An 18,008-nucleotide genomic window follows, 5' to 3' on the forward strand; every position below is an offset into this window, starting at 1 on the left:
TACGCGCGTGCCCTAGATTCGGTGGTGACGCCGCCGGAGAGACACCGTGGAAGGGACGGAGATTGCTGCAGCACGCACTCGTCGTGGCAGCCGCCCTTGCCGGTGCGGTGTTCGCCGCCATCGGCATCGTGGTCCGTCAGCGGGCCACCATGGACGTGCCCGCCGACCAAGGTGTCAGCACCATGATGGTGTCGACGTTGTTGCGGCGCCGGCTGTGGTGGGCCGGCACCGCCTCCGCGGTGACGGGCTACGCGTTCCAGGCGGTCGCGCTGGCTTATGGCTCGCTGCTGTTGGTCGCCCCGCTCATGGTGTCGGCGTTGCTGTTCGCGCTGCCGCTGAGCGCGCGGCTGGCCCACCGCCGGGTGTCCCGCGCCGAGTGGATGTGGGCCGTGGTGCTCACCCTCGCGCTGGCGGTATTCGTGTTGCTGGCCCGTACAAAGCCCGGTGACTACGACGGCGCGACGCTGCCTGCCGTGGTGGTGGCCGGGATCAGCCTGCTGTTCGTGGCGGGCTGCCTGCTGATAGCGCTGCGACTCTCGGACTGGCGGCGGGCGATCCTGCTGGCGGTTGGCGTCGGCGTCCTCTTCGGTGTGGTGGCCGTGCTGACCAAACTCGTCATGCACATCGTGCGTGAAGGCAACATGGTGCGGCTGTTCACCTCACCGGTGCTATACGTCGTCCTCGCCGTCGGTGTTGTCGCAACCCTGCTGCAGCAGTCGGCATTTCACGCCGGGTCGTTGCGCGCGTCGGTGCCGGCGATGCTGGTCCTGGAACCGGTGATCGCGGTGTTGTTCGGTGAGGTGGTCCTCGGGGAGCACCTCGCGGTCACCAAACCGGTAGCGCTGGTGCTGGCCGTCGCCGTCGGGGCCATGGCCGCTGCCACCATCGCACTCGGACGTGACGAGGGTGCGTGGGAAGAGGAGCTCGAAGCGAGCGCCAAGAACCGCCCGCGCGGCTAGGGCGCCCAGGGCCCGATGCCGCCGACGGCGTCGATCCGGATCCGGGTGAGGTATCCCGGTGGCGCGTCCTCGGGTGGGAACACCACGCCGTCGTCGGAGACCATCACCGACGCGAGTTGCCGCAGCAGTTCGGGCGCCCCGCCCTCGACGATGCGGGCTGTGCCGGTCACCGCCAGATAGGGGCGTCGTACTTCGCCCGGCTCGCTCGAGATGATGGTCAGCGCGACGCGGCCGTCACGGCGCACGTTGCGGACCTTTTTGCGATCGGCCAGGCTTGCGACGACCAGTTCGTCGCCGTCCTCACCGCGTTGCAGTGCGACCCACACCAATGACACCTGTGGGCTGCCGTCCGGATTGAGGGTGACCAAGGTGGCGTCGGCACCGGAGCCGATCAGAGCGCGTGCCGCGGCGTTGAGCAACATGTGAGTGTGCAACACCACACGGCGCCGGGCATTCCCACCTCGGCATGATGGTGTGGTGGCGCTGTCATCGGATCCACTGACCCAGATCGCCGGAAGCCCCCCGGGCCCGGCGGTCGGTGCGTTCTTCGACCTGGACGGCACCTTGGTCGCCGGGTTCACCGCGACCGCGCACGCCAGCGACCGGGTCCGGCGGGGGCAGGCCAGGATCGGCGAGGTGCTCGGGGTGATCGAGGCCTCCCTGCGCTACAAGCTGGGCCGGATGCAGTTCGAGCGGCTGCTGGTCCGCGCCGCGGGCTATCTGCGCGGCGAATCACTGGCCGAGCTCGATGAGATCGGCGAGCGGCTCTACGCCGAACAGATCGCCGCGCGGGTGTATCCGCTGATGCGCGATATCGTCGCCGCACACCGGGCGCGCGGACACACGGTCGTGTTGAGCTCGTCAGCCCTGACCATCCATGCCGAGCCGGTGGCCCGCGCGCTGGGCATCACCGACGTCGTCTGCAACACCTTCGAACTCGACGGCGACGGCCGGTTGACCGGGACCATCACCAAGCCCGTCGTGTGGGGGCGACAGAAAGCCGCTGCGGTGCAACGGTTCTGCGAGTCCAACGGGATCGACCTGGCCCGCAGCTACTTCTACGCCGACGGCGACGAGGATGCCGCGCTGATGACGCTGGTCGGCCATCCGCGCCCGGTCAACCCGCGGCCGGGCCTGGCGGCGAAAGCTGCGGCGAACGACTGGCCGGTGCTGCGCTTGTCGCTTCCGGGCCGTCGCAGCAGCGCAGCCAATGCGATGGGCCACTTCCCCGCGCTGGGGCGCGCGGCCCTCGGCGCGGCGTTCGGGTCTCTGGCGCTGCGGACGCGCAGACGCGACTAGGGGCTAGGGCATCGCCCGGTGTGGGACGTCGGTGATCAGGCCGCCGTCGACGACGTACTCCGAGCCGGTGGAGAACGACGACTCGTCGCTGGCCAGGAACACGATGAAGGTGGCAACCTCCTCGGGCCGACCCGGACGGCCCAGCGGGGCACTGACCATGTCCTCGGGCAGGTGCTTGGTCATCGGTGTGCGAATGAAGCCCGGGTGCACCGAGTTGACCCGGATGTTGTCCGAGGCCAGTTCCAGCGCAGCCGATTTCGTCAGGCCGCGCAGGCCCCACTTGGACGCCACGTAGCTGTGCACCCATGAGGCGCCGCGCATGCCCTCGATGGAGGACACGTTGATGATCGACCCGCCGCCGGCGGCCTTCATCGGCTCCAGCACCGCTTTGATACCGAGCAGCGCGCCGGTCAGGTTGACGTCGAGAACCTTCTTCCAGCGCTCCACGTCGAGCGATTTCAGCGGCGCGACCTGGACGATGCCGGCGTTGTTGACCAGCACGTTGACCTTGCCGAACTCGGTGACGGCGGTCTCGACGGCAGCCGCCCACTGGTCGGCGTCGCTGACGTCGAGGTGCACATAGCGCGCGGCGTCGCCCAACTCGTCGGCGAGCTCCTTGCCCTTGTCATCGAGGATGTCCCCGATGAGGACCTTGGCGCCCTCGGCGACCAGCATCCGCGCGTCAGCGGCACCCATCCCCTGTGCGCCACCGGTGATGATGGCTACCTTGTCGTCTACGCGTCCCATGAGCCGACAGGCTACCGCAGCGAATTTCTCGAAGTAGAACTTGTTCCAGTTTCGCGCTGGAGTGCGCATACTGATCCCACCGCAGACCCGAGCATGAGGAGAAGTCATGGCCATCCGCGTTGCCCATATCGGCACCGGAAACGTCGGACGCATAGCGCTATCCGAGTTGATCGAGAACCCGGGATTCGAGCTGACCGGATTGTGCGTGTCGGCCGACGAGAAGGTGGGCAAGGACGCGGGCGAGCTGGCCGGCCTGGATATCAAGACCGGAATCCTGGCCACGAAGGACCTCGACGCGGTCCTGGCCGGAGAGCCCGAGTGCGCCGTCTACTGCGCGATGGGTGACAACCGCATGCCGCAGGCGATGGAGGATGTCCGCAAGATCCTGGCGGCCGGTATCAACGTCGTCGGCTCCGCCCCGGTGGTGCTGCAGTTCCCCTGGCATGTGATGCCGGACAAGTACATCGAGCCGTTGGAATCCGCTGGCCGCCTTGGCAATTCGAGCATATACATCAACGGCGTCGACCCCGGCTTCGTCACCGACCTGATTCCGTTGGCGTTCGCCAGCACCTGTCAGAGCATCGAGGCTGTGCGCTGTATGGAGATCGCCGACTACGCCACCTACGACGGCGCGATCGTGATGTTCGACGTCATGGGGTTCGGCAAGCCGCTCGACGAGGTCCCGATGCTGTTCCAGCCCGGTGTGCTCGGCATCGCCTGGGGCTGCGGCATCCGCCAGCTCGCGGCCGGGCTGAACATCTCTCTGGACTCGATCACCGAAAGCTACGAACGTGAGCCTGCCCCAGAGTCTTTCGACGTCGCCGCCGGCCACATCCCGAAGGGCGGCGTGGCCGCGGTGCGATTCGAGATCAAGGGCATGGTCGGCGACCACGCGGCGATCGTCGTCGAGCACGTGACCCGGCTCCGGGAAGACCTGCGGCCGGACTGGGCGCAGCCGGCCCAGCCCGGCGGCTCCTACCGCGTGGAGATCACCGGTGAGCCGTCCTACCGCGTCGACATCTGCCCGACGAGCAAGAAGGGCGACCACAACTACGCCGCGATTGCGGCCGGCGCCGGCCGCATCGTCAACGCCATTCCCGCGGTGGTCGCCGCCCCGCCGGGCATCCGCACCACCCTGAACCTGCCGCTGGTCTCCGAGGTGGAGCTCTTCGCCAAGCCCTGACGCCGCGTTTGACCGAATCAACGCCGGGGTATTTACCGCGCACCGATTTCGACGGATGCGTAAGGAGACACGGACATGGCGGCTAAGCGCTTGATCCTTCTGGTGGGCGCGGTGCTCCTGGTGGCCGGAGTGATCGCACTCTTGGTGCCGGTGTCGACCTCGGACGGCAACGGCGGCAGCATCGGCTGCGGTAACGCGATCTCGGAAGACCTGTCGGCAGCGCGCGAAGCCAACAACAAGAACGTCATCGCCAATGTGCCGATCCTCAACCAGATCGTCCAGCACCCCGATTTCGTGGCGCAGTGCCAGTCGTCGGTCTCGTCGCGGCGGGCATGGTCGATCCCACTCGCCGTGATCGGCGTGCTGGTGGCCGGCGGGTCGCTGGTGGTCGGCAACCGGCGCGGAGTCGGCTCGACGACCTAGGGGCGATAGCCCGGGACGATCAGGGTGCCCGGGTAATTCACGTAGTACGACAGGCAGATCGGGCTGTGCCGGCACGCGATGATCGCCCCGGCATCGGGCGCGCCGCCCATGACTTGGTTGCCACGCGGCGGCAGGTTGCAGTTCACCACGTACGGGTTGAGCGGGACGACGCCGTTGGTGCAGTCCGGTGAAGCGCTCGCCGGGGCGGCCGGCGCGAGCACCGAAGTCAGGGCGGTCGCGGCGATTCCGGCCGATGCCAGCCTGGACAAGATCATGCCGCACCCCCGTGAAGAGCAGACGCGTCAACGGTACTCCAAGCACGGAGTTTGGCCGATAGTCATTCGTTCGCGCCCCGATGCCGGATACCTGCAACTGACACCGACGGTCCGTACTAAACTAGAACACGTTCCAGTCTGCTTACGCCCCCCGCTTGAAGGAGCCGGTCCATGCGCACTCCCCTTTGCGACGACCTCGATATCGAATATCCGATCTTCGCGTTCACCCACTGCCGCGACGTGGTCGTGGCGGTCAGCAAGGCCGGCGGCTTCGGCGTGCTCGGCGCGGTCGGATTCTCGCCCGAACAACTCGAGATCGAACTCAAGTGGATCGACGAGAACATCGGCGACCACCACTACGGCGTCGACATCGTAATCCCCAACAAATACGAGGGCATGGACTCGGCGGACTTGTCCCCCGAGGTGCTGAAGAAGACGCTCAACGATCTGGTCCCGCAGGAGCACATCGATTTCGCGAAAAAGGTTCTCGCCGACCACGGTGTGCCGGTCGAGCACAGCGACGACGATGCCCTGCAATTGCTGGGCTGGACCGAGGCGACCGCGACCCCGCAGGTTGAGGTCGCGCTCCAGCATCCGAAGTGCACGCTGATCGCCAACGCCCTCGGCACCCCGCCCGCCGAGATGATCAAGCACATCCACGACGAGGGCCGTAAGGTCGCCGCGCTCTGCGGTTCCCCGTCACAGGCGAAGAAGCACGCCGAAGCCGGCGTGGACATCATCATCGCCCAAGGCGGCGAGGCCGGCGGTCACTGCGGCGAGATCGGCTCGATCGTGCTGTGGCCACAGGTCGTCAAGGCGGTGGCGCCGGTGCCGGTGCTGGCGGCCGGCGGTATCGGCAGCGGCCAACAGATCGCCGCGGCGCTCGCGCTGGGTGCGCAGGGCGCATGGACGGGCTCGCAGTGGGTCATGGTCGAGGAGTCCGAGCACACCGACGTGCAACACGCCGCGTACGCGAAGGCCGAAAGCCGCGACACCGTGCGCAGCCGGTCGTTCACCGGCAAGCCCGCACGCATGCTGCGCAATGAGTGGACCGAGGCCTGGGAGAAGGAGGGCAATCCCAAGCCGCTCGGAATGCCGTTGCAGTACATGGTTTCCGGCATGGCCGTCGCGGCCACGCACAAGTACCCCAACGAGAGTGTCGACGTCGCGTTCAATCCGATCGGACAGGTCGTCGGTCAGTTCACCAAGGTCGAGAAGACCGCGACGGTGATCGAACGCTGGGTGCAGGAGTATCTCGAGGCCACCACCCGCCTCGACGAGCTCAACGAGGCGGCGTCGGTCTAACACGCACTGAGAGTGCAATCAGGGCGAGGATCCCCAGGATCTCTCGCCCTGATTGCGTTCTCGACGCCTAGCTGGCCGGGTAGAAGTCGTTCCCGTTGCCCCAGTCGCCGGAATGCATCGATCCCGGCTGCCAGCCCTGAGCGCCCAAGCAGAGCATGGGCAGCCCGTCGGGCGACTGGGCCGCGGCCTGCGATCCCGGGCACGGCGAGCCGACGGCCTGCACGCCGTAGATCTTGGGCGAGAGCACCCAGAAGCCAACGCCCTCCGGCGGACGGTCCATGCCGATCGGCGACTGCCCCGGAATCCAATGGCAGGCCAGCGGCTCCCCACCGGGTCCGCGGCCGAAGACGAACCGGTCCCAGCGATAGCAGGGCGCGTTCAGATAGGCCTCGTAGCTCATGCCCGGCGGATCGCCCGGGAACGGGCCGTGGGGTTCGTCGGCTGCGGCAGCTGGTGCCACAGCCAGCGCCGTGCCGGCAACGGCCGCTGCGATGACGAATTCGCGGAGCATCTATCCACCCTCTAGGTCTCAACCCGCGGGCCCCTTGCCCCCGGCAACCCTCGGGCTTGAGCCTAACCGCTGTTGCGGGTGTGTCTGCGGTGAACTCCGAAAGGCGCCGCGGTAATCGTCGGAGGCGATGGCCCGGTAGTTTTGCCATCGCTGACAGCTTGGGGCGCATCGAAGCTTGCTAAGCTGCGCGGCGATTACGTCGTCGGGGGTGGAGATGGCGACGGGAGGAGTGGTGGGTTCAGCGCGCGGCCCGGTATCGGTTGCTGCGACCGATCAGAGTGCGACCGGTCAGAGCGGGTGTTCGGGCCTAACATGGTGTCGACTGCCCGATCCCCGGTCGGCGGTCACCGGCTGCGGATTCCGATTCGGCGACACCTGTTGGAACCATCCGCGACAATCGCGGAGTAACTGCCGTTACGGTTCGTGCATCGGAACCACCACCGAGATACTCGAGGAGTTGCGCTGATGGCAGAGGCCCAGTTCCGGGTCGCGGTGGGCTCCGATGTGGAGTCGCCGCATGTGGTTGCCGCCGGCGAGATCGATCTGGCCAATGTCAGCCAGTTTCAGGACGTCATGGCCAAGGCCGCCGCTGGATCTGCCAGGCTGACCGTTGACCTGTCCCAGGTCAGCTATTGCGACAGCGCGGCGGTGCGCGCTCTGTTCGCCATCGCCGCGACAACCGCGCTCACGATGATCGTGGCGGCCCAGGGACCGATAAAAACCCTGCTCGGTATCTCCGGTCTGGACCGGGTGGCCACCGTCGTCACCCAGGAGTGAGTCGCACACCATGCCCGTCCCCGAGTTCCACCCGCGCGAGGATTCCCAGCAGGGCGAGCTGTTCGACCGGATCCTCGAACGTGTCCATCTCGACCTTCCCGACGCTGTCGGACTGGCGATCACCCTGCATGAACGGCGCCTCGACGAAGAAGAGGTGACGGTGCTGGCCGCCCGCGGCTACGGCGGCGAGATCGTCGAAGCCCAGTTGGCCGGCCTCGGCGGTCCGGTCATCGACGCCTTCACCTACCAGATGCCGGTCCTGACGCTGGATCTGTGGGCCGATGAACGCTGGCCTGAGCTGAGCCTGCAGGCCATAGAGAGCCGGGTGCCCGAACACAGCGCCGCGTGGCGCGAGGTCCGCGGCGTGGTCGCGGTGCCCGGGGTGTGGAAGGCCGACAGCATGGTCGTGCTGTCCTGCGCACTGGACCGGCCGTCGACTGCAACGACGGTCACCACCCTCATCGGCTATGAGCAGCTGGTCTCGGCGGCCATGGTGTCAGCCGGAGCGGAGGACGAGACCGCGACTGCCGACATGCTGGCCGTGTTGCAGTCGCGCGGCGCCATCGAGCAGGCCAAAGGCGCGATCATGGGACGGCTGATGTGCGATGCCGACACCGCGTGGGCGACGCTGCGCCGCGCCAGCCACGAATCCAACGTGAAGCTGCGATCACTGGCAGTGGCGTTGGTCGAACACATCAGCGGCGCCCCGGCCGAACAACCCGCGGCGGGCTCGCCCATCGTGCCGAACGAGCAGGCCCGGCAGGCCGCCGGTCTGTTGTGGGCGGTGCTCACCCACGAGTCGACGCCGGCCGAACCGGCCGGCTGACGCGCCCACGTCGATGGTCGTCGTGACGGCGACGATCTGAGGGGCCGGTGGCGCCGACGAAAACCCGAAACCGACTGCAGGCAGCAATGGAGCCACCGCACCGAGGTCATGCCCGCCGAAGTTGCCGCTGACCGAAACGATGCGGCGGGAACGCCGGACGCCGTAGTACTCCCGCCGTCCCTGTCCGGCGCTACCGGCGGTGTGGACGCCCGGCACGATCCGTGACGCGACGGGGTCGATCGCACTGAGCCACCACGGCGCAACGGCCAGTCGGGCAGGCACCAGACGCAACAGCCGGTTCAAGGGTGCGGGTCCGCCGATACCGACAGCGACGGAAAGCTCACCGGCAGTAACCTCGAGCCGGTCCTCGGACATCTCGGCCGTCACCGTGTCGACCTCGACGCGGTCGAACTGATAGGTGTCCGAGACGAAGTCCGCGACCTCGGCGCCGGGTGCCAGCAGGATGCGCTCGTCAGCCGCGGTCTGCACCATGACGTCGGTGAACGCGCCGAACGGTGATCGCGTCCAGTGTCCGATGACCAGGCGCACACCGGAGCTGGTCCCGAACCCCGCGATGTATCCGCTGAAAACCAAACGCTGTCCGCCCATGGGCTCGAGCGTAGTGACGAACCTCTGCCGACGATTGATCGCCGAAACGCCGCTGCACCAGCGCCGAAATTGCCGCGCGAGGTGGTTCGCTTAGGCCATGTCAGCTCAATTAGTGCCGTGGCTCGGGATCAGCGGGGTCGTCGCTGCGGTCGGTCTGGTGGTCGGGGCGGCCGTGACCTCCGGCTCCTCCGACGCGCTGCCCGTCGCGCATGCCGCGCCCACGACCTTGTCATCGACGGCCGCCACGACAACCGCGACAACGTCGGCCTCGACCTCCACCAGCTCGACGACCTCCACGTCGAGCGCCGGCGCACCGGCGTCATTCAAAGCCGATTCGCGGGGCTACGTCGACACCGGCGCCCGGTGCGACGAAAACCAGACGCTGATGGCCTACGGCCGCACCTCGAAGTCTCTGGTGGTCATCTGCGTGAAGGCCGACGGCGGCCTCGAATACCGCGGCGTGCGACTGTCCGACAACGCTCCCCTGCACCTGCCGATCACCCGTAGCTCCGACGGAACGCTGGTCGCCTCGAACGACGGTGTCACGTACGCGGTTTCGCCCACCCAGATCCTGGTGTCCTCGGGTGACGACGTGATCTACAAGGACTCGTGGATCGAGTTCAAGGAAGCCAGCTTCTCGCCGCCCAGCACCTCGGGCAGCGCCAGCACCTCGGCGAGCGCGACAACGACGGTGAGTACGACCACGGTCACGGTGACGTCATCGGCGACCCCTACATCGACGAAGCCGGCCGGCTAGACCCTAGGTGTTGCGGCCGCCGTTGACGCCGAGGATCTGGCCGGTGATGTAGCCGGCTTCTTCGGAGATGAAGAAGGCGCAGGCAGCCGCGATGTCCTCGGGCTTGCCCATCCGCCGCACCGGGGTGGCGTCGATCGTGGCCTGGATGTCACCCATGTTTCCGCGGGCTTCGGCCTTGCGCAGCATCGGGGTGTCGATGAAACCGGGTGGGACGGCGTTGACGGTGATACCGGCCGGGCCGTATTCCAGGGCAAGGCTTTTCGTGAGGCCGTTGACACCGGACTTGGCCGCGACGTAGGCGGACATGTAGGGCACCCCCGAATGGGTGCTCGACGACGAAATGTTGACGATACGGCCCCAGCCGGCCTCGATCATGTCGGGCAGGACGGCCTGTGTGGTGTGGAAGACCCCGTGCAGGTTGATGTCGACGATGTTCTGCCACTGCTCGAAGCTGAGGTCGAGGAACCGGCGGAAGCTGTCCTTGCCTGCGGCGTTGACGAGGATCGTGACCGGACCCAGCGTGGCGCGGATTTCGGTGAGCGCTGCGTCGATCTGCGCGCGGTCGGTGACGTCGGCGACGTAGGAGAACTCCGCTTCCGACGGGGTCAGGTCGAGGATGGCCACGTTGTAGCCGTCCGCGCGCAGCCGATTGACGATCGCCGCACCGATCCCCGAGCCGCCACCGGTCACCACTGCCGTCTTCGAGGTGGACACAGGTTTCCCCTTTCCGGCGGTCGTACCGCCTGGTGAACACGGCGCCTGATTGCGCTCTTCACTTCGTTCATCGCAGATATGTTGCGAATTCAGGACGTTCGCCGGGGTGGACGCAACCCCAGCGCCCGTCGGCCGGTGTCGACGAGCTGGCCGTGCAACCACTCGTCGTCGGCCTCGCGTTTCGGATCGGCCGACCCGGCGATGCCCGCGAACACGAACTGCGCCCGCATGAGCCCACCCGGGCCGGGGTGGACGTCGGCGAGTAGCGTCATCTGACGCGCGATCATGCGCGTCCAGTCGCGGTTGGCCTTCAGGACCGTGTGCACGCTCGGATCGGCCGCGAGCACCGAGACCAGCATGGGGTTCTCCACGGCCAGTCGCGCGTAACCGTTGAGCATCCGCTCGGCGCGGGCATGCACACCGCGCTGCTTCTCCGCGTCGTCGACCACCGCAGACAGCTTGTCGATGATCGGCTCGAGGATCGCGGTGAGCAGTTGCTCGCGAGTCCGAAAGTGATGGTAGATGGCAGCTTTGGTGAAACCGAGCTCGTCGGCGATCATCTGCAGCGACGTGCCGGCAAAGCTGTGCCGGATGAACAGCGCGATCGCAGCGTCGATCAGCCGCTGTCTGGTATCGGGTGTCGAGGCGGCTACAGCGACTGCGCTCATCGTCGACTCCCTTCGAACGCCAGCTTTACGATCGGCTAGTAAACTACCATACGATCGGCTAGCATTCTCCTTGCCGATCGTATGGCAGCTGCCGTGTAGTGAAGGGATTCCCTCAGTGACCGACGTAGACGCCGTCAACTTCTTCACCGATCGCGGCCTGGTGGCCGATCCGTATCCCTATCTGGAGGCGCTGCAGGCCCGCTGCCCGGTCTCGAAGGAGCCGCACCACAACGTGTGGATGGTCACCGGCTGGGAAGAGGCCACCGAGGTCGCCGGCGACGCCGACCGATTCTCGTCCTGCATCGCGGTGACCGGCCCCTTCCCCGGCTTCCCGGTTCCCGTCGAGGGCCGCGACGATGTCGCCGAGCTCATCGAGGAACATCGCGACGAGCTTCCGTTCTTCGATCAGTTGCCGGCGCTGGATCCGCCGGTGCACACCGATCACCGTGCCTTGCTGATGCGGCTCATCACGCCCAAGCGCCTCAAGGAGAACGAGGACGCGATGTGGACGATGGTCGACCGCGCGCTCGACGACTACCTCGTCGGCACCCGTGGCGAGCTGATTTCCGGCTTCGCCCAACCGTTTACGTTGATGATCATCGCCGACCTGCTCGGTGTTCCCGACGCCGATCGCGAGCAGTTCCTCCGCGAGATGCAAAGCGGTGCCCACCACGGCGGCGGCATCGGCAGCGTCAAGGGGGAAAGCCTGGCCAAGTCCCCGCTGGAATTCCTGTACGACAAGTTCGTCGACTACATCGAAGACCGGCGGGCCAACCCCCGCGGGGACGTACTCTCCGAGATGGCCGCAGCGACCTTCCCCGACGGGTCGGTGCCCGACCCCGGCGACGTCGCGCGGGTGGCCGCAAACCTGTATTCCGCCGGCCAGGAGACCACCGTCCGGCTGCTCAGCGCCGCCCTGCAGATCCTCGGCGACCACCCCGAATTCCAGGCACAGCTGCGAGCAGACCGATCCAAGGTGAGCAACTTCATCGAGGAGGCCCTGCGCTTCGAGAGCCCGGTCAAGGGCGACTTCCGGTTGTCCAAGGAGCCGGTCACCCTCGGCGGGGTGGAGGTGCCCTCGGGCTCCACACTGATGGTCGTTCAGGCCGCGGCCAACCGCGATCCGCGTCGTTTCACCGATCCGAACACCTTCGATCCCGCGCGGTCAAATGCCCGCCAGCACATAGCATTCGGCCGCGGCATCCACACCTGCCCGGGCGCCCCACTGGCTCGGGCCGAGGCCCGGGTGGCGCTCGAGCGGTTGCTCGATCGCACCACCGACATCCGCATCAGCGAGGAGCACCACGGCCCCGCCGATGCGCGCCGGTACAGCTACGTGCCGACCTACATCCTGCGTGGGCTCACCGAATTGCACCTGGAGTTTGATCTCGCATGAAAGCCAGCATCGATGACGGACGCTGTCGCGGACACGGCGTGTGCACCACCGTCTGCCCGGACGTCTTCGCCATGACCGACGACGGGTACGCCGAGGCCATCGTCGACGAGGTGCCCGCCGGCCTCGAGGACTCTGCCCGGGAGGCCGCGGACGCCTGCCCGGAGAATGCGGTCATCCTCGATCAGTAGTTCACGATCGAGCGCCAATAGTCCTCGGGGATCTCGGCATTCGAGCGCATGATCATCGCCAGTCCGGTGGCCATCGCGACCCCGAGCAAGCCGAGCCAGAGCCCGAACAGGCCGACGATCACCCAGATCGCGAGGGTCAGCCCGGGCCACGGTGACACCAGGGTGAGCAGCGGCGCCAGGAAGAAGCCGGCCCCGACGAACCACGCCGAGCCGGCGCGGTCGGACCTGAGCACGAAGCCGAGCCAGCGCGGAACCGGATGCGGATCACTGTGGGTCATCATGGCTCCAACGCTCCTCCGCTGAGGTAAGCGGCGCAATTACCCCAGAGGTAATGGCGCAGCGTCCTGGTGTGGGTGATGCTGACGGGATGGGCAGCACGGCTTTCGGTGAACTACTGCGTGACTGGCGACGCCGGCGTCGGCTCAGCCAGCTCGACCTCGCGCTGGAGGCCGACGTCTCGGCGCGGCATGTCAGCTTTGTCGAGAGCGGACGCTCGACGCCCAGCCGCGCCATGGTGCTGCGACTGGCGGATGCGTTGGCGGTACCGCCGCGCGAGCAGAACCGCCTGCTGCTCGCCGCGGGGCTGGCGCCGGCGTATGCCGAGCGGGACCTCGACGACCCCGAGATGGCCGCCGTCGTCGCCGGCGTGGACCGGGTTCTCGCCGCCTACGATCCGTACCCCTGTCTGGCGGTGGACCGCAATTGGGATGTGCTGCAGATCAATTCGGGCACCTCGGTCCTCTTGGACGGGATCGCGACGCATCTGCTGGTAACCCCGAATGCCCTGCGAATCGCGTTACACCCCGACGGTCTGGCACCCCGTATCCGCAATCTGGCGCAGTGGCGTCACCATCTGCTGAGCCGACTGCGCCGTGAGGCCGGCGCGGGCGGCTCCGCCGAGTTGCTGGCCGAGCTCGAGTCCTACCCCGGCGGCGAGGACGCGTCGACCGATCTCGGTGGTGTCGCGGTGCCGCTGGCGTTCGACCGGCTCGACGGGGTGCGGCTGACGTTCATCTCGATGGTCACGACGTTCGGAACCGCACTCGATCTGACCGCCGCGGAGCTGAGTATCGAGGCGTTCCTGCCCGCCGACGAGGCCACCGCCCAGGCGCTGCAGCCCACGGCGGCGGGCTGATAGAACACGTTTCAGTTATCAGTTCCCGAAAGCCCGCCCGAGGCCTCCGTGCGTGGTGTAGGCATGGATTACCGGGCACTAGATGACGTCGTATGGAGGTGCGCTTTTTATGCCCAGTCCGAACCTGCCCCCCGGTTTCGACTTCACTGATCCTGATCTGAACAACGAGCGGCTGCCCGTCGAGGAACTCGCCGAGCTGCGCCGAACCGCGCCGATCTGGTGGAACGAGCAACCGCGGGATGTCGGCGGTTTCGACGACGACGGCTATTGGGTCGTCACCAAGCACAAGGACGTCAAGGAGATCTCGCGCCGCAGCGACGTCTTCTCCAGCCTGGAGAACACCGCCCTGCCGCGCTACCCGGACAACGCGGCGGTGTCGCACAAGGACACCGGCCAGTTCATCCTGCTGAACATGGACGCGCCGCGGCATACGCATCTACGCCAGATCGTGTCTCGCGCGTTCACGCCGCGAGCGGTCGAGACCCTACGCGAGAATCTGAGAGAGCGCGCCCAGGCGATCGCCAAGGCCGCCGCCGCGGAGGGCTCGGGCGATTTCGTCGAACAGGTATCCTGCGAGCTGCCGCTGCAGGCCATCGCAGACCTGATGGGGGTTCCACAGGAGGAACGCAAGAAGCTCTTCGACTGGTCCAATCAGATGGTCGGTGAAGCGGATCCCGAGTTTCACCGCAACGACCCTCAGGGGGCCGCCGGTGAGCTGATCATGTACGGGATGCAGATGGCGGCCGACCGAACGGCCAATCCGGGCGACGACCTGGTGACCAAGCTGGTGCAGGCCGACGTCGACGGACACAAGCTCTCCGACGACGAGTTCGGCTTCTTCGTGATTCTGCTGGCGGTGGCAGGCAACGAGACCACCCGCAACTCGATCACCCACGGGATGACCGCGTTCACCGATTTCCCGGATCAGTGGCAGCTGTACAAAGCTCAACGCCCTGTGACCGCGGTGGACGAAATCGTGCGGTGGGCCACGCCCGTGACATCGTTCCAGCGGACCGCCCTGGAAGACGTCGAGCTCTCGGGTGTGCAGATCAAGAAGGGCCAGCGGGTGGTGATGTCCTACCGCTCGGCCAATTTCGACGAAGAGGTGTTCGAGGATCCGTTCAGGTTCAACATCCTTCGCGACCCCAATCCGCATGTCGGCTTCGGCGGCACCGGCGCGCACTACTGCCTCGGCGCCAACCTGGCCAGGATGACGATCGATCTGATGTTCAATGCGATCGCCGACCACATGCCGGATCTGACCCCGCTGGCGAAGCCCGAGCGATTGCGCTCGGGCTGGCTCAACGGCATCAAGCACTGGCAGGTCGACTACACCGGTGCCGCCGCGGGCAAGTAGCTTGTGGCACAGGCCGATACAGTCGAGGTGTGACGGATACCGCGTGGAAACTGACTGCGGCCGAGGGCGAGCTGCAGATACTCACCGGCGTCGGAGGGCCCGCCGCCAAGATGGGGCATCGCCTGACCATCGCCTTCGCAGCGTGGCAGGCTGAGGTCCATTGGCGGGGGGATGACCCGGTGGCGGCCAGGCTGGTCGTCGATGTTGACTCGCTGCAGGTCCTCAGGGGCGAGGGTGGCGTGACACCGTTGACCGGACCGGAGAAAGGCGTGGTGCGCTCCAACGCCTTGAAGTCCCTCGACGCCAAGAAGTATCCGGCGATCACCTTCGTCGCCGACGACATCGACGCGATTTCGACCGGCTATCGCCTGACCGGCACCGTCGAAATCCATGGCAAGTCGCGACCGCAATCGGTGGATCTCGCGGTGGAGGACGCCGGCGACACATGGGTGATGACGACGTCGGTGGCGGTGGTGCAAAGTCAATTCGCCATCAAGCCGTACTCGCTGTTCATGGGGACATTGAAAGTGGCCGACGAGGTCACACTGCGGTTCACCGCGCGCCACGCGAAGTAGTCGGTGCCGAGATCGACGACAGCGCGGGCTCTACTCGCACATCGGCGTCCAATCGTCGGTTTGGCCGATGAGGAGCACTGGTCTGACCACTTGACCTCTGGCCGGTGCGTCGGGCATGCTGGGGTCATGGCACTGCAGCCGGTGAACCGACGCTCCGTTCCCGAGGACGTCTTCGAGCAGATCCTCGCCGACGTGCTCAGCGGCGAGATGCAACCCGGGGAGCCACTTCCCAGTGAGCGCAGGCTCGCGGAGGTACTCGGCGTTTCCCGTCCCGCTGTCCGTGAGGCGCTCAAGCGGGTCGCGGCCGCGGGCTTGGTCGAGGTCCGCCAGGGCGATGCCACCACCGTCCGCGACTTCCGCCGGCACGCCGGGCTGGACCTACTCCCCCAATTGCTCTTGCGCGGCGGGCAACTCGATGTGTCGGTGGCCCGCAGCATCCTCGAAGCTCGCCTGCACAACGGGCCCAAGGTCGCCGAGCTGGCGGCGCAACGTCAGCGCGCCGGCTTGGCCGGGCTGCTCGAGGATTCGATCAGGGCGCTGGAATCGGCCGAGGACCCGCTCGAGCAGCAGCGGCACGCACTGGCGTTCTGGGATCACGTCGTCGACGGCGCCGACTCCATCGCCTTTCGGTTGATGTTCAACACGTTACGGGCCGCCTACGAGCCCGCACTGCCCGCGCTGGCCACACTGATGGCCGCCGAAGTGGGACAAACCCAGGCTTACCGCACCGTGGCGCAGGCCATCGCGGCCGGCAAGCCCGACGAGGCGGCAGCCGCCGCCCGTGCACTCCTCGAGCCCGCCACCACCGCGCTGGTGACGGCCCTGACCGCACTGGAGGATCAGCAATGAGCGCACCGAATGCCCGCCGCGGCCTCACCCTCGCCGACGCCGGCCGCGAATTCTGGCGCCACCGGACCCCGTGGCTGTTCGTCGTCGCACTGACCGGGGCCGTGATCGCCCGGATCGTCGTCGGCGACTGGCAGCTCACCGATGCCGTGGTGCCGTTTGCAGTCGCCGCGGCATTTCCGTTCCTGGAGTGGACGATTCACGTGTTCATCCTGCACTGGCGGCCACGCCGGGTCGGCAGGATCACCCTTGATCCGCTGCTCGCCCGGAAGCACCGCGAGCATCACGTCGCCCCGCGTGACGTAGACCTGGTGTTCATCCCGCTGCAGTCTGCGATCGGCGCGGTGGTCTCCGCGGTCGCGATCGCCCTGTTGCTCTTTCCGCGAACCGGAATGGGACTGACATTCCTGGTCGTGATGCTGACCTTCGGGCTGCTCTACGAGTGGTGCCACTACCTGGTGCACACCGACTACAAACCGAAAACCGCTGCCTACCGGGTCATCTGGCGCGACCACCGGCTGCATCACTTCAAGAACGAGCACTACTGGTTCGGGGTGACCACCCCCGGCACCGCCGACCGGGTGCTGCGGACGTACCCCGATCCCGCCACGGTGCCGGCCTCACCGACCGCCAAGAACCTCCACGCGATCGACTCCGAAAGCGCAGCGGCAGTTACGCGTTGATGACCACCGGGTCCCCGACGTGGACCTGGTTGAAATACCACGAGGCGTTGTCCGGGCTCAGATTGATGCAGCCGTGACTGACGTTGGCGTAGCCCTGGGAGCCGACCGACCACGGCGCGGAATGCACGTACACCCCGCCCCACGTGACGCGGACGGCGTCATTCACGGTGAGCTTGTAACCCTCCGGATCGCTGAGCGGAATGCCGATCGTGCGCGAATCCATCACCACGGTGGATTGCTTTTCCAGGACGCTGAAGCTGCCCACCGGGGTTGGGTGCCTGGGCTTGCCCATCGACGCGGGCATCTGACGGGCCACCTGCCCGTCGATGCTGACGGTGAACGTGTGCGCCGAGATATCGGCGACGCCAAGGACGATCGAGCCGGTGCCGAATGTCCGCGGGATGCCGCCGGCCATCATCGTGATCTCGGAGTGCGCCGGCCAGTATTGGTCGGGCACGAACTGAACCGTCTTGTCATCGCGCCAGTCGAACCGTCCCGCCACATTGGCAGGCGTCGTCACCGTGATCGACTGCTGAGCCGCCCAGCGATCGGTGACCGGCTTGGTGAACGTCACGGTGATCGGCATGGCGACCCCGACGACCTGCCCGTTGGTGGGTGCAACGGAGGCAACCGTCGCTCCGTCGATGGAAGGGGCGACAGCTGCCGTGCTGGTCTGCACAGAAGCCGCCATTGAAAGCACCGCGATCCCCGCGGCGGCGATTGCTCGTCGAACTGCTTTGGCCATGGCTTCCGTCCTTACGTGGGCGATCAGCAA

The 18,008-nt window shown here is 66.9% G+C and carries 23 protein-coding genes; 15 read left to right on the forward strand and 8 right to left on the reverse strand.

Annotated features, from left to right (window positions below; all coding sequences use genetic code 11):
• The first annotated feature begins 62 nt into the window (after window positions 1-62).
• The gene (locus tag AB431_RS16425) at window positions 63-959 is read left to right on the forward strand and encodes a DMT family transporter (RefSeq protein ID WP_047330826.1); all 897 of its coding nucleotides are present in this window, start codon (window positions 63-65) and stop codon (window positions 957-959) included.
• Here the strand turns inward: AB431_RS16425 and AB431_RS16430 are convergent.
• Window positions 956-1,381: a TIGR03618 family F420-dependent PPOX class oxidoreductase gene (locus AB431_RS16430; protein ID WP_047330827.1), complete on the reverse strand. Its 426-nt coding sequence runs from the start codon at window positions 1,379-1,381 to the stop codon at window positions 956-958. The genes AB431_RS16425 and AB431_RS16430 overlap by 4 nt on opposite strands.
• A 52-nt stretch (window positions 1,382-1,433) precedes the next feature.
• Here AB431_RS16430 and AB431_RS16435 point away from each other — a divergent pair, with 52 nt between their 5' ends.
• Window positions 1,434-2,258: an HAD family phosphatase gene (locus AB431_RS16435; protein ID WP_047330828.1), complete on the forward strand. Its 825-nt coding sequence runs from the start codon at window positions 1,434-1,436 to the stop codon at window positions 2,256-2,258.
• 3 nt (window positions 2,259-2,261) lie between these two features.
• On the opposite strand, the gene AB431_RS16440 is transcribed toward AB431_RS16435, so the two are convergent.
• The gene (locus AB431_RS16440) at window positions 2,262-3,005 is read right to left on the reverse strand and encodes a glucose 1-dehydrogenase (RefSeq protein ID WP_047330829.1); all 744 of its coding nucleotides are present in this window, start codon (window positions 3,003-3,005) and stop codon (window positions 2,262-2,264) included.
• Window positions 3,006-3,111: 106 nt separating this feature from the next.
• Here AB431_RS16440 and AB431_RS16445 point away from each other — a divergent pair, with 106 nt between their 5' ends.
• Both AB431_RS16445 and AB431_RS16450 read left to right on the forward strand, forming a co-directional pair.
• Window positions 3,112-4,188 carry a diacylglycerol kinase gene (locus AB431_RS16445; RefSeq protein ID WP_047330830.1) on the forward strand — a complete coding sequence of 359 codons (1,077 nt, stop codon included), beginning with the start codon at window positions 3,112-3,114 and terminating at the stop codon, window positions 4,186-4,188.
• A 75-nt stretch (window positions 4,189-4,263) separates the two neighbouring features.
• Window positions 4,264-4,611, forward strand: coding sequence for a hypothetical protein (locus AB431_RS16450; RefSeq protein WP_047330831.1), 348 nt, complete (start codon window positions 4,264-4,266; stop codon window positions 4,609-4,611).
• Here the strand turns inward: AB431_RS16450 and AB431_RS16455 are convergent.
• Entirely contained in the window at window positions 4,608-4,886 is a 279-nt protein-coding gene (locus AB431_RS16455; protein WP_047330832.1) for a hypothetical protein, read from the reverse strand. The two genes, AB431_RS16450 and AB431_RS16455, sit on opposite strands and share 4 nt — an antisense overlap.
• A gap of 171 nt (window positions 4,887-5,057) precedes the next feature.
• Between AB431_RS16455 and AB431_RS16460 the strand changes: the two genes are divergently transcribed.
• Window positions 5,058-6,191 (forward strand): nitronate monooxygenase, encoded by a 1,134-nt coding sequence (locus AB431_RS16460; RefSeq protein ID WP_047330833.1) that lies wholly within the window; start codon window positions 5,058-5,060, stop codon window positions 6,189-6,191.
• Between the two features lie 67 nt (window positions 6,192-6,258).
• Here the strand turns inward: AB431_RS16460 and AB431_RS16465 are convergent, their stop codons facing one another.
• Window positions 6,259-6,702, reverse strand: a complete 444-nt coding sequence (locus AB431_RS16465; RefSeq protein ID WP_047330834.1) for a hypothetical protein — start codon at window positions 6,700-6,702, stop codon at window positions 6,259-6,261.
• 465 nt (window positions 6,703-7,167) lie between these two features.
• Between AB431_RS16465 and AB431_RS16470 the strand changes: the two genes are divergently transcribed.
• The 3 genes from AB431_RS16470 (at window position 7,168) to AB431_RS16480 (ending at window position 9,671) form a co-directional block, all read left to right on the forward strand.
• Complete coding sequence (locus AB431_RS16470) at window positions 7,168-7,479, forward strand: STAS domain-containing protein (RefSeq protein ID WP_047330835.1); 312 nt, start codon at window positions 7,168-7,170, stop codon at window positions 7,477-7,479.
• 10 nt (window positions 7,480-7,489) lie between these two features.
• Window positions 7,490-8,305 (forward strand): ANTAR domain-containing protein, encoded by an 816-nt coding sequence (locus tag AB431_RS16475; protein WP_047330836.1) that lies wholly within the window; start codon window positions 7,490-7,492, stop codon window positions 8,303-8,305.
• 706 nt (window positions 8,306-9,011) lie between these two features.
• Window positions 9,012-9,671: a hypothetical protein gene (locus AB431_RS16480; RefSeq protein ID WP_144418280.1), complete on the forward strand. Its 660-nt coding sequence runs from the start codon at window positions 9,012-9,014 to the stop codon at window positions 9,669-9,671.
• A 3-nt stretch (window positions 9,672-9,674) separates the two neighbouring features.
• On the opposite strand, the gene AB431_RS16485 is transcribed toward AB431_RS16480, so the two are convergent.
• Window positions 9,675-10,385 (reverse strand): SDR family NAD(P)-dependent oxidoreductase, encoded by a 711-nt coding sequence (locus tag AB431_RS16485; RefSeq protein WP_047330837.1) that lies wholly within the window; start codon window positions 10,383-10,385, stop codon window positions 9,675-9,677.
• An 89-nt stretch (window positions 10,386-10,474) separates the two neighbouring features.
• Entirely contained in the window at window positions 10,475-11,053 is a 579-nt protein-coding gene (locus AB431_RS16490) for a TetR/AcrR family transcriptional regulator (protein WP_047330838.1), read from the reverse strand.
• Window positions 11,054-11,168: 115 nt separating this feature from the next.
• On the opposite strand from AB431_RS16490, the gene AB431_RS16495 reads away from it, so the two are divergent.
• Window positions 11,169-12,449: a cytochrome P450 gene (locus AB431_RS16495; RefSeq protein ID WP_047330839.1), complete on the forward strand. Its 1,281-nt coding sequence runs from the start codon at window positions 11,169-11,171 to the stop codon at window positions 12,447-12,449.
• Window positions 12,446-12,637 (forward strand): ferredoxin, encoded by a 192-nt coding sequence (locus AB431_RS16500; RefSeq protein WP_047330840.1) that lies wholly within the window; start codon window positions 12,446-12,448, stop codon window positions 12,635-12,637. Before AB431_RS16495 ends, AB431_RS16500 begins: the two co-directional genes overlap by 4 nt.
• On the opposite strand, the gene AB431_RS16505 is transcribed toward AB431_RS16500, so the two are convergent.
• Window positions 12,631-12,915, reverse strand: coding sequence for a hypothetical protein (locus AB431_RS16505; protein ID WP_047333496.1), 285 nt, complete (start codon window positions 12,913-12,915; stop codon window positions 12,631-12,633). The two genes, AB431_RS16500 and AB431_RS16505, sit on opposite strands and share 7 nt — an antisense overlap.
• A 53-nt stretch (window positions 12,916-12,968) precedes the next feature.
• On the opposite strand from AB431_RS16505, the gene AB431_RS16510 reads away from it, so the two are divergent.
• The 5 genes from AB431_RS16510 (at window position 12,969) to AB431_RS16530 (ending at window position 17,233) form a co-directional block, all read left to right on the forward strand.
• Window positions 12,969-13,772 carry a helix-turn-helix domain-containing protein gene (locus AB431_RS16510; RefSeq protein WP_144418281.1) on the forward strand — a complete coding sequence of 268 codons (804 nt, stop codon included), beginning with the start codon at window positions 12,969-12,971 and terminating at the stop codon, window positions 13,770-13,772.
• A 109-nt stretch (window positions 13,773-13,881) separates the two neighbouring features.
• Entirely contained in the window at window positions 13,882-15,129 is a 1,248-nt protein-coding gene (locus AB431_RS16515; RefSeq protein WP_047330842.1) for a cytochrome P450, read from the forward strand.
• Between the two features lie 29 nt (window positions 15,130-15,158).
• A complete protein-coding gene (locus tag AB431_RS16520) occupies window positions 15,159-15,704 on the forward strand; it encodes a YceI family protein (RefSeq protein ID WP_047330843.1) in 546 nt (181 codons plus the stop codon).
• Between the two features lie 126 nt (window positions 15,705-15,830).
• On the forward strand, window positions 15,831-16,553 hold the full coding sequence (locus tag AB431_RS16525) for a FadR/GntR family transcriptional regulator (protein WP_047330844.1): 723 nt from the start codon (window positions 15,831-15,833) through the stop codon (window positions 16,551-16,553).
• Complete coding sequence (locus tag AB431_RS16530) at window positions 16,550-17,233, forward strand: sterol desaturase family protein (protein ID WP_047330845.1); 684 nt, start codon at window positions 16,550-16,552, stop codon at window positions 17,231-17,233. The genes AB431_RS16525 and AB431_RS16530 overlap by 4 nt, the downstream gene beginning before the upstream one ends.
• Here AB431_RS16530 and AB431_RS16535 read toward each other — a convergent pair.
• Complete coding sequence (locus AB431_RS16535) at window positions 17,223-17,978, reverse strand: L,D-transpeptidase (RefSeq protein WP_047330846.1); 756 nt, start codon at window positions 17,976-17,978, stop codon at window positions 17,223-17,225. The genes AB431_RS16530 and AB431_RS16535 overlap by 11 nt on opposite strands.
• Between the last annotated feature and the right edge of the window lie 30 nt (window positions 17,979-18,008).

The organism is Mycobacterium sp. EPa45, assembly GCF_001021385.1.
Taxonomy (GTDB): Bacteria; Actinomycetota; Actinomycetes; order Mycobacteriales; family Mycobacteriaceae; genus Mycobacterium.

Excerpts from the sequence above, each read along its gene's own strand:
- AB431_RS16430 (WP_047330827.1), bottom strand. The coding sequence starts at position 1,381 with ATGTTGCTCAACGCCGCGGCACGCGCTCTGATCGGCTCCGGTGCCGAC.
- AB431_RS16475 (WP_047330836.1), top strand. The coding sequence starts at position 7,490 with ATGCCCGTCCCCGAGTTCCACCCGCGCGAGGATTCCCAGCAGGGCGAG.
- AB431_RS16460 (WP_047330833.1), top strand. The coding sequence starts at position 5,058 with ATGCGCACTCCCCTTTGCGACGACCTCGATATCGAATATCCGATCTTC.
- AB431_RS16445 (WP_047330830.1), top strand. The coding sequence starts at position 3,112 with ATGGCCATCCGCGTTGCCCATATCGGCACCGGAAACGTCGGACGCATA.
- AB431_RS16450 (WP_047330831.1), top strand. The coding sequence starts at position 4,264 with ATGGCGGCTAAGCGCTTGATCCTTCTGGTGGGCGCGGTGCTCCTGGTG.
- AB431_RS16455 (WP_047330832.1), bottom strand. The coding sequence starts at position 4,886 with ATGATCTTGTCCAGGCTGGCATCGGCCGGAATCGCCGCGACCGCCCTG.
- AB431_RS16535 (WP_047330846.1), bottom strand. The coding sequence starts at position 17,978 with ATGGCCAAAGCAGTTCGACGAGCAATCGCCGCCGCGGGGATCGCGGTG.
- AB431_RS16500 (WP_047330840.1), top strand. The coding sequence starts at position 12,446 with ATGAAAGCCAGCATCGATGACGGACGCTGTCGCGGACACGGCGTGTGC.
- AB431_RS16515 (WP_047330842.1), top strand. The coding sequence starts at position 13,882 with ATGCCCAGTCCGAACCTGCCCCCCGGTTTCGACTTCACTGATCCTGAT.
- AB431_RS16465 (WP_047330834.1), bottom strand. The coding sequence starts at position 6,702 with ATGCTCCGCGAATTCGTCATCGCAGCGGCCGTTGCCGGCACGGCGCTG.
- AB431_RS16470 (WP_047330835.1), top strand. The coding sequence starts at position 7,168 with ATGGCAGAGGCCCAGTTCCGGGTCGCGGTGGGCTCCGATGTGGAGTCG.
- AB431_RS16440 (WP_047330829.1), bottom strand. The coding sequence starts at position 3,005 with ATGGGACGCGTAGACGACAAGGTAGCCATCATCACCGGTGGCGCACAG.
- AB431_RS16525 (WP_047330844.1), top strand. The coding sequence starts at position 15,831 with ATGGCACTGCAGCCGGTGAACCGACGCTCCGTTCCCGAGGACGTCTTC.
- AB431_RS16480 (WP_144418280.1), top strand. The coding sequence starts at position 9,012 with ATGTCAGCTCAATTAGTGCCGTGGCTCGGGATCAGCGGGGTCGTCGCT.
- AB431_RS16530 (WP_047330845.1), top strand. The coding sequence starts at position 16,550 with ATGAGCGCACCGAATGCCCGCCGCGGCCTCACCCTCGCCGACGCCGGC.
- AB431_RS16510 (WP_144418281.1), top strand. The coding sequence starts at position 12,969 with ATGGCGCAGCGTCCTGGTGTGGGTGATGCTGACGGGATGGGCAGCACG.
- AB431_RS16490 (WP_047330838.1), bottom strand. The coding sequence starts at position 11,053 with ATGAGCGCAGTCGCTGTAGCCGCCTCGACACCCGATACCAGACAGCGG.
- AB431_RS16505 (WP_047333496.1), bottom strand. The coding sequence starts at position 12,915 with ATGACCCACAGTGATCCGCATCCGGTTCCGCGCTGGCTCGGCTTCGTG.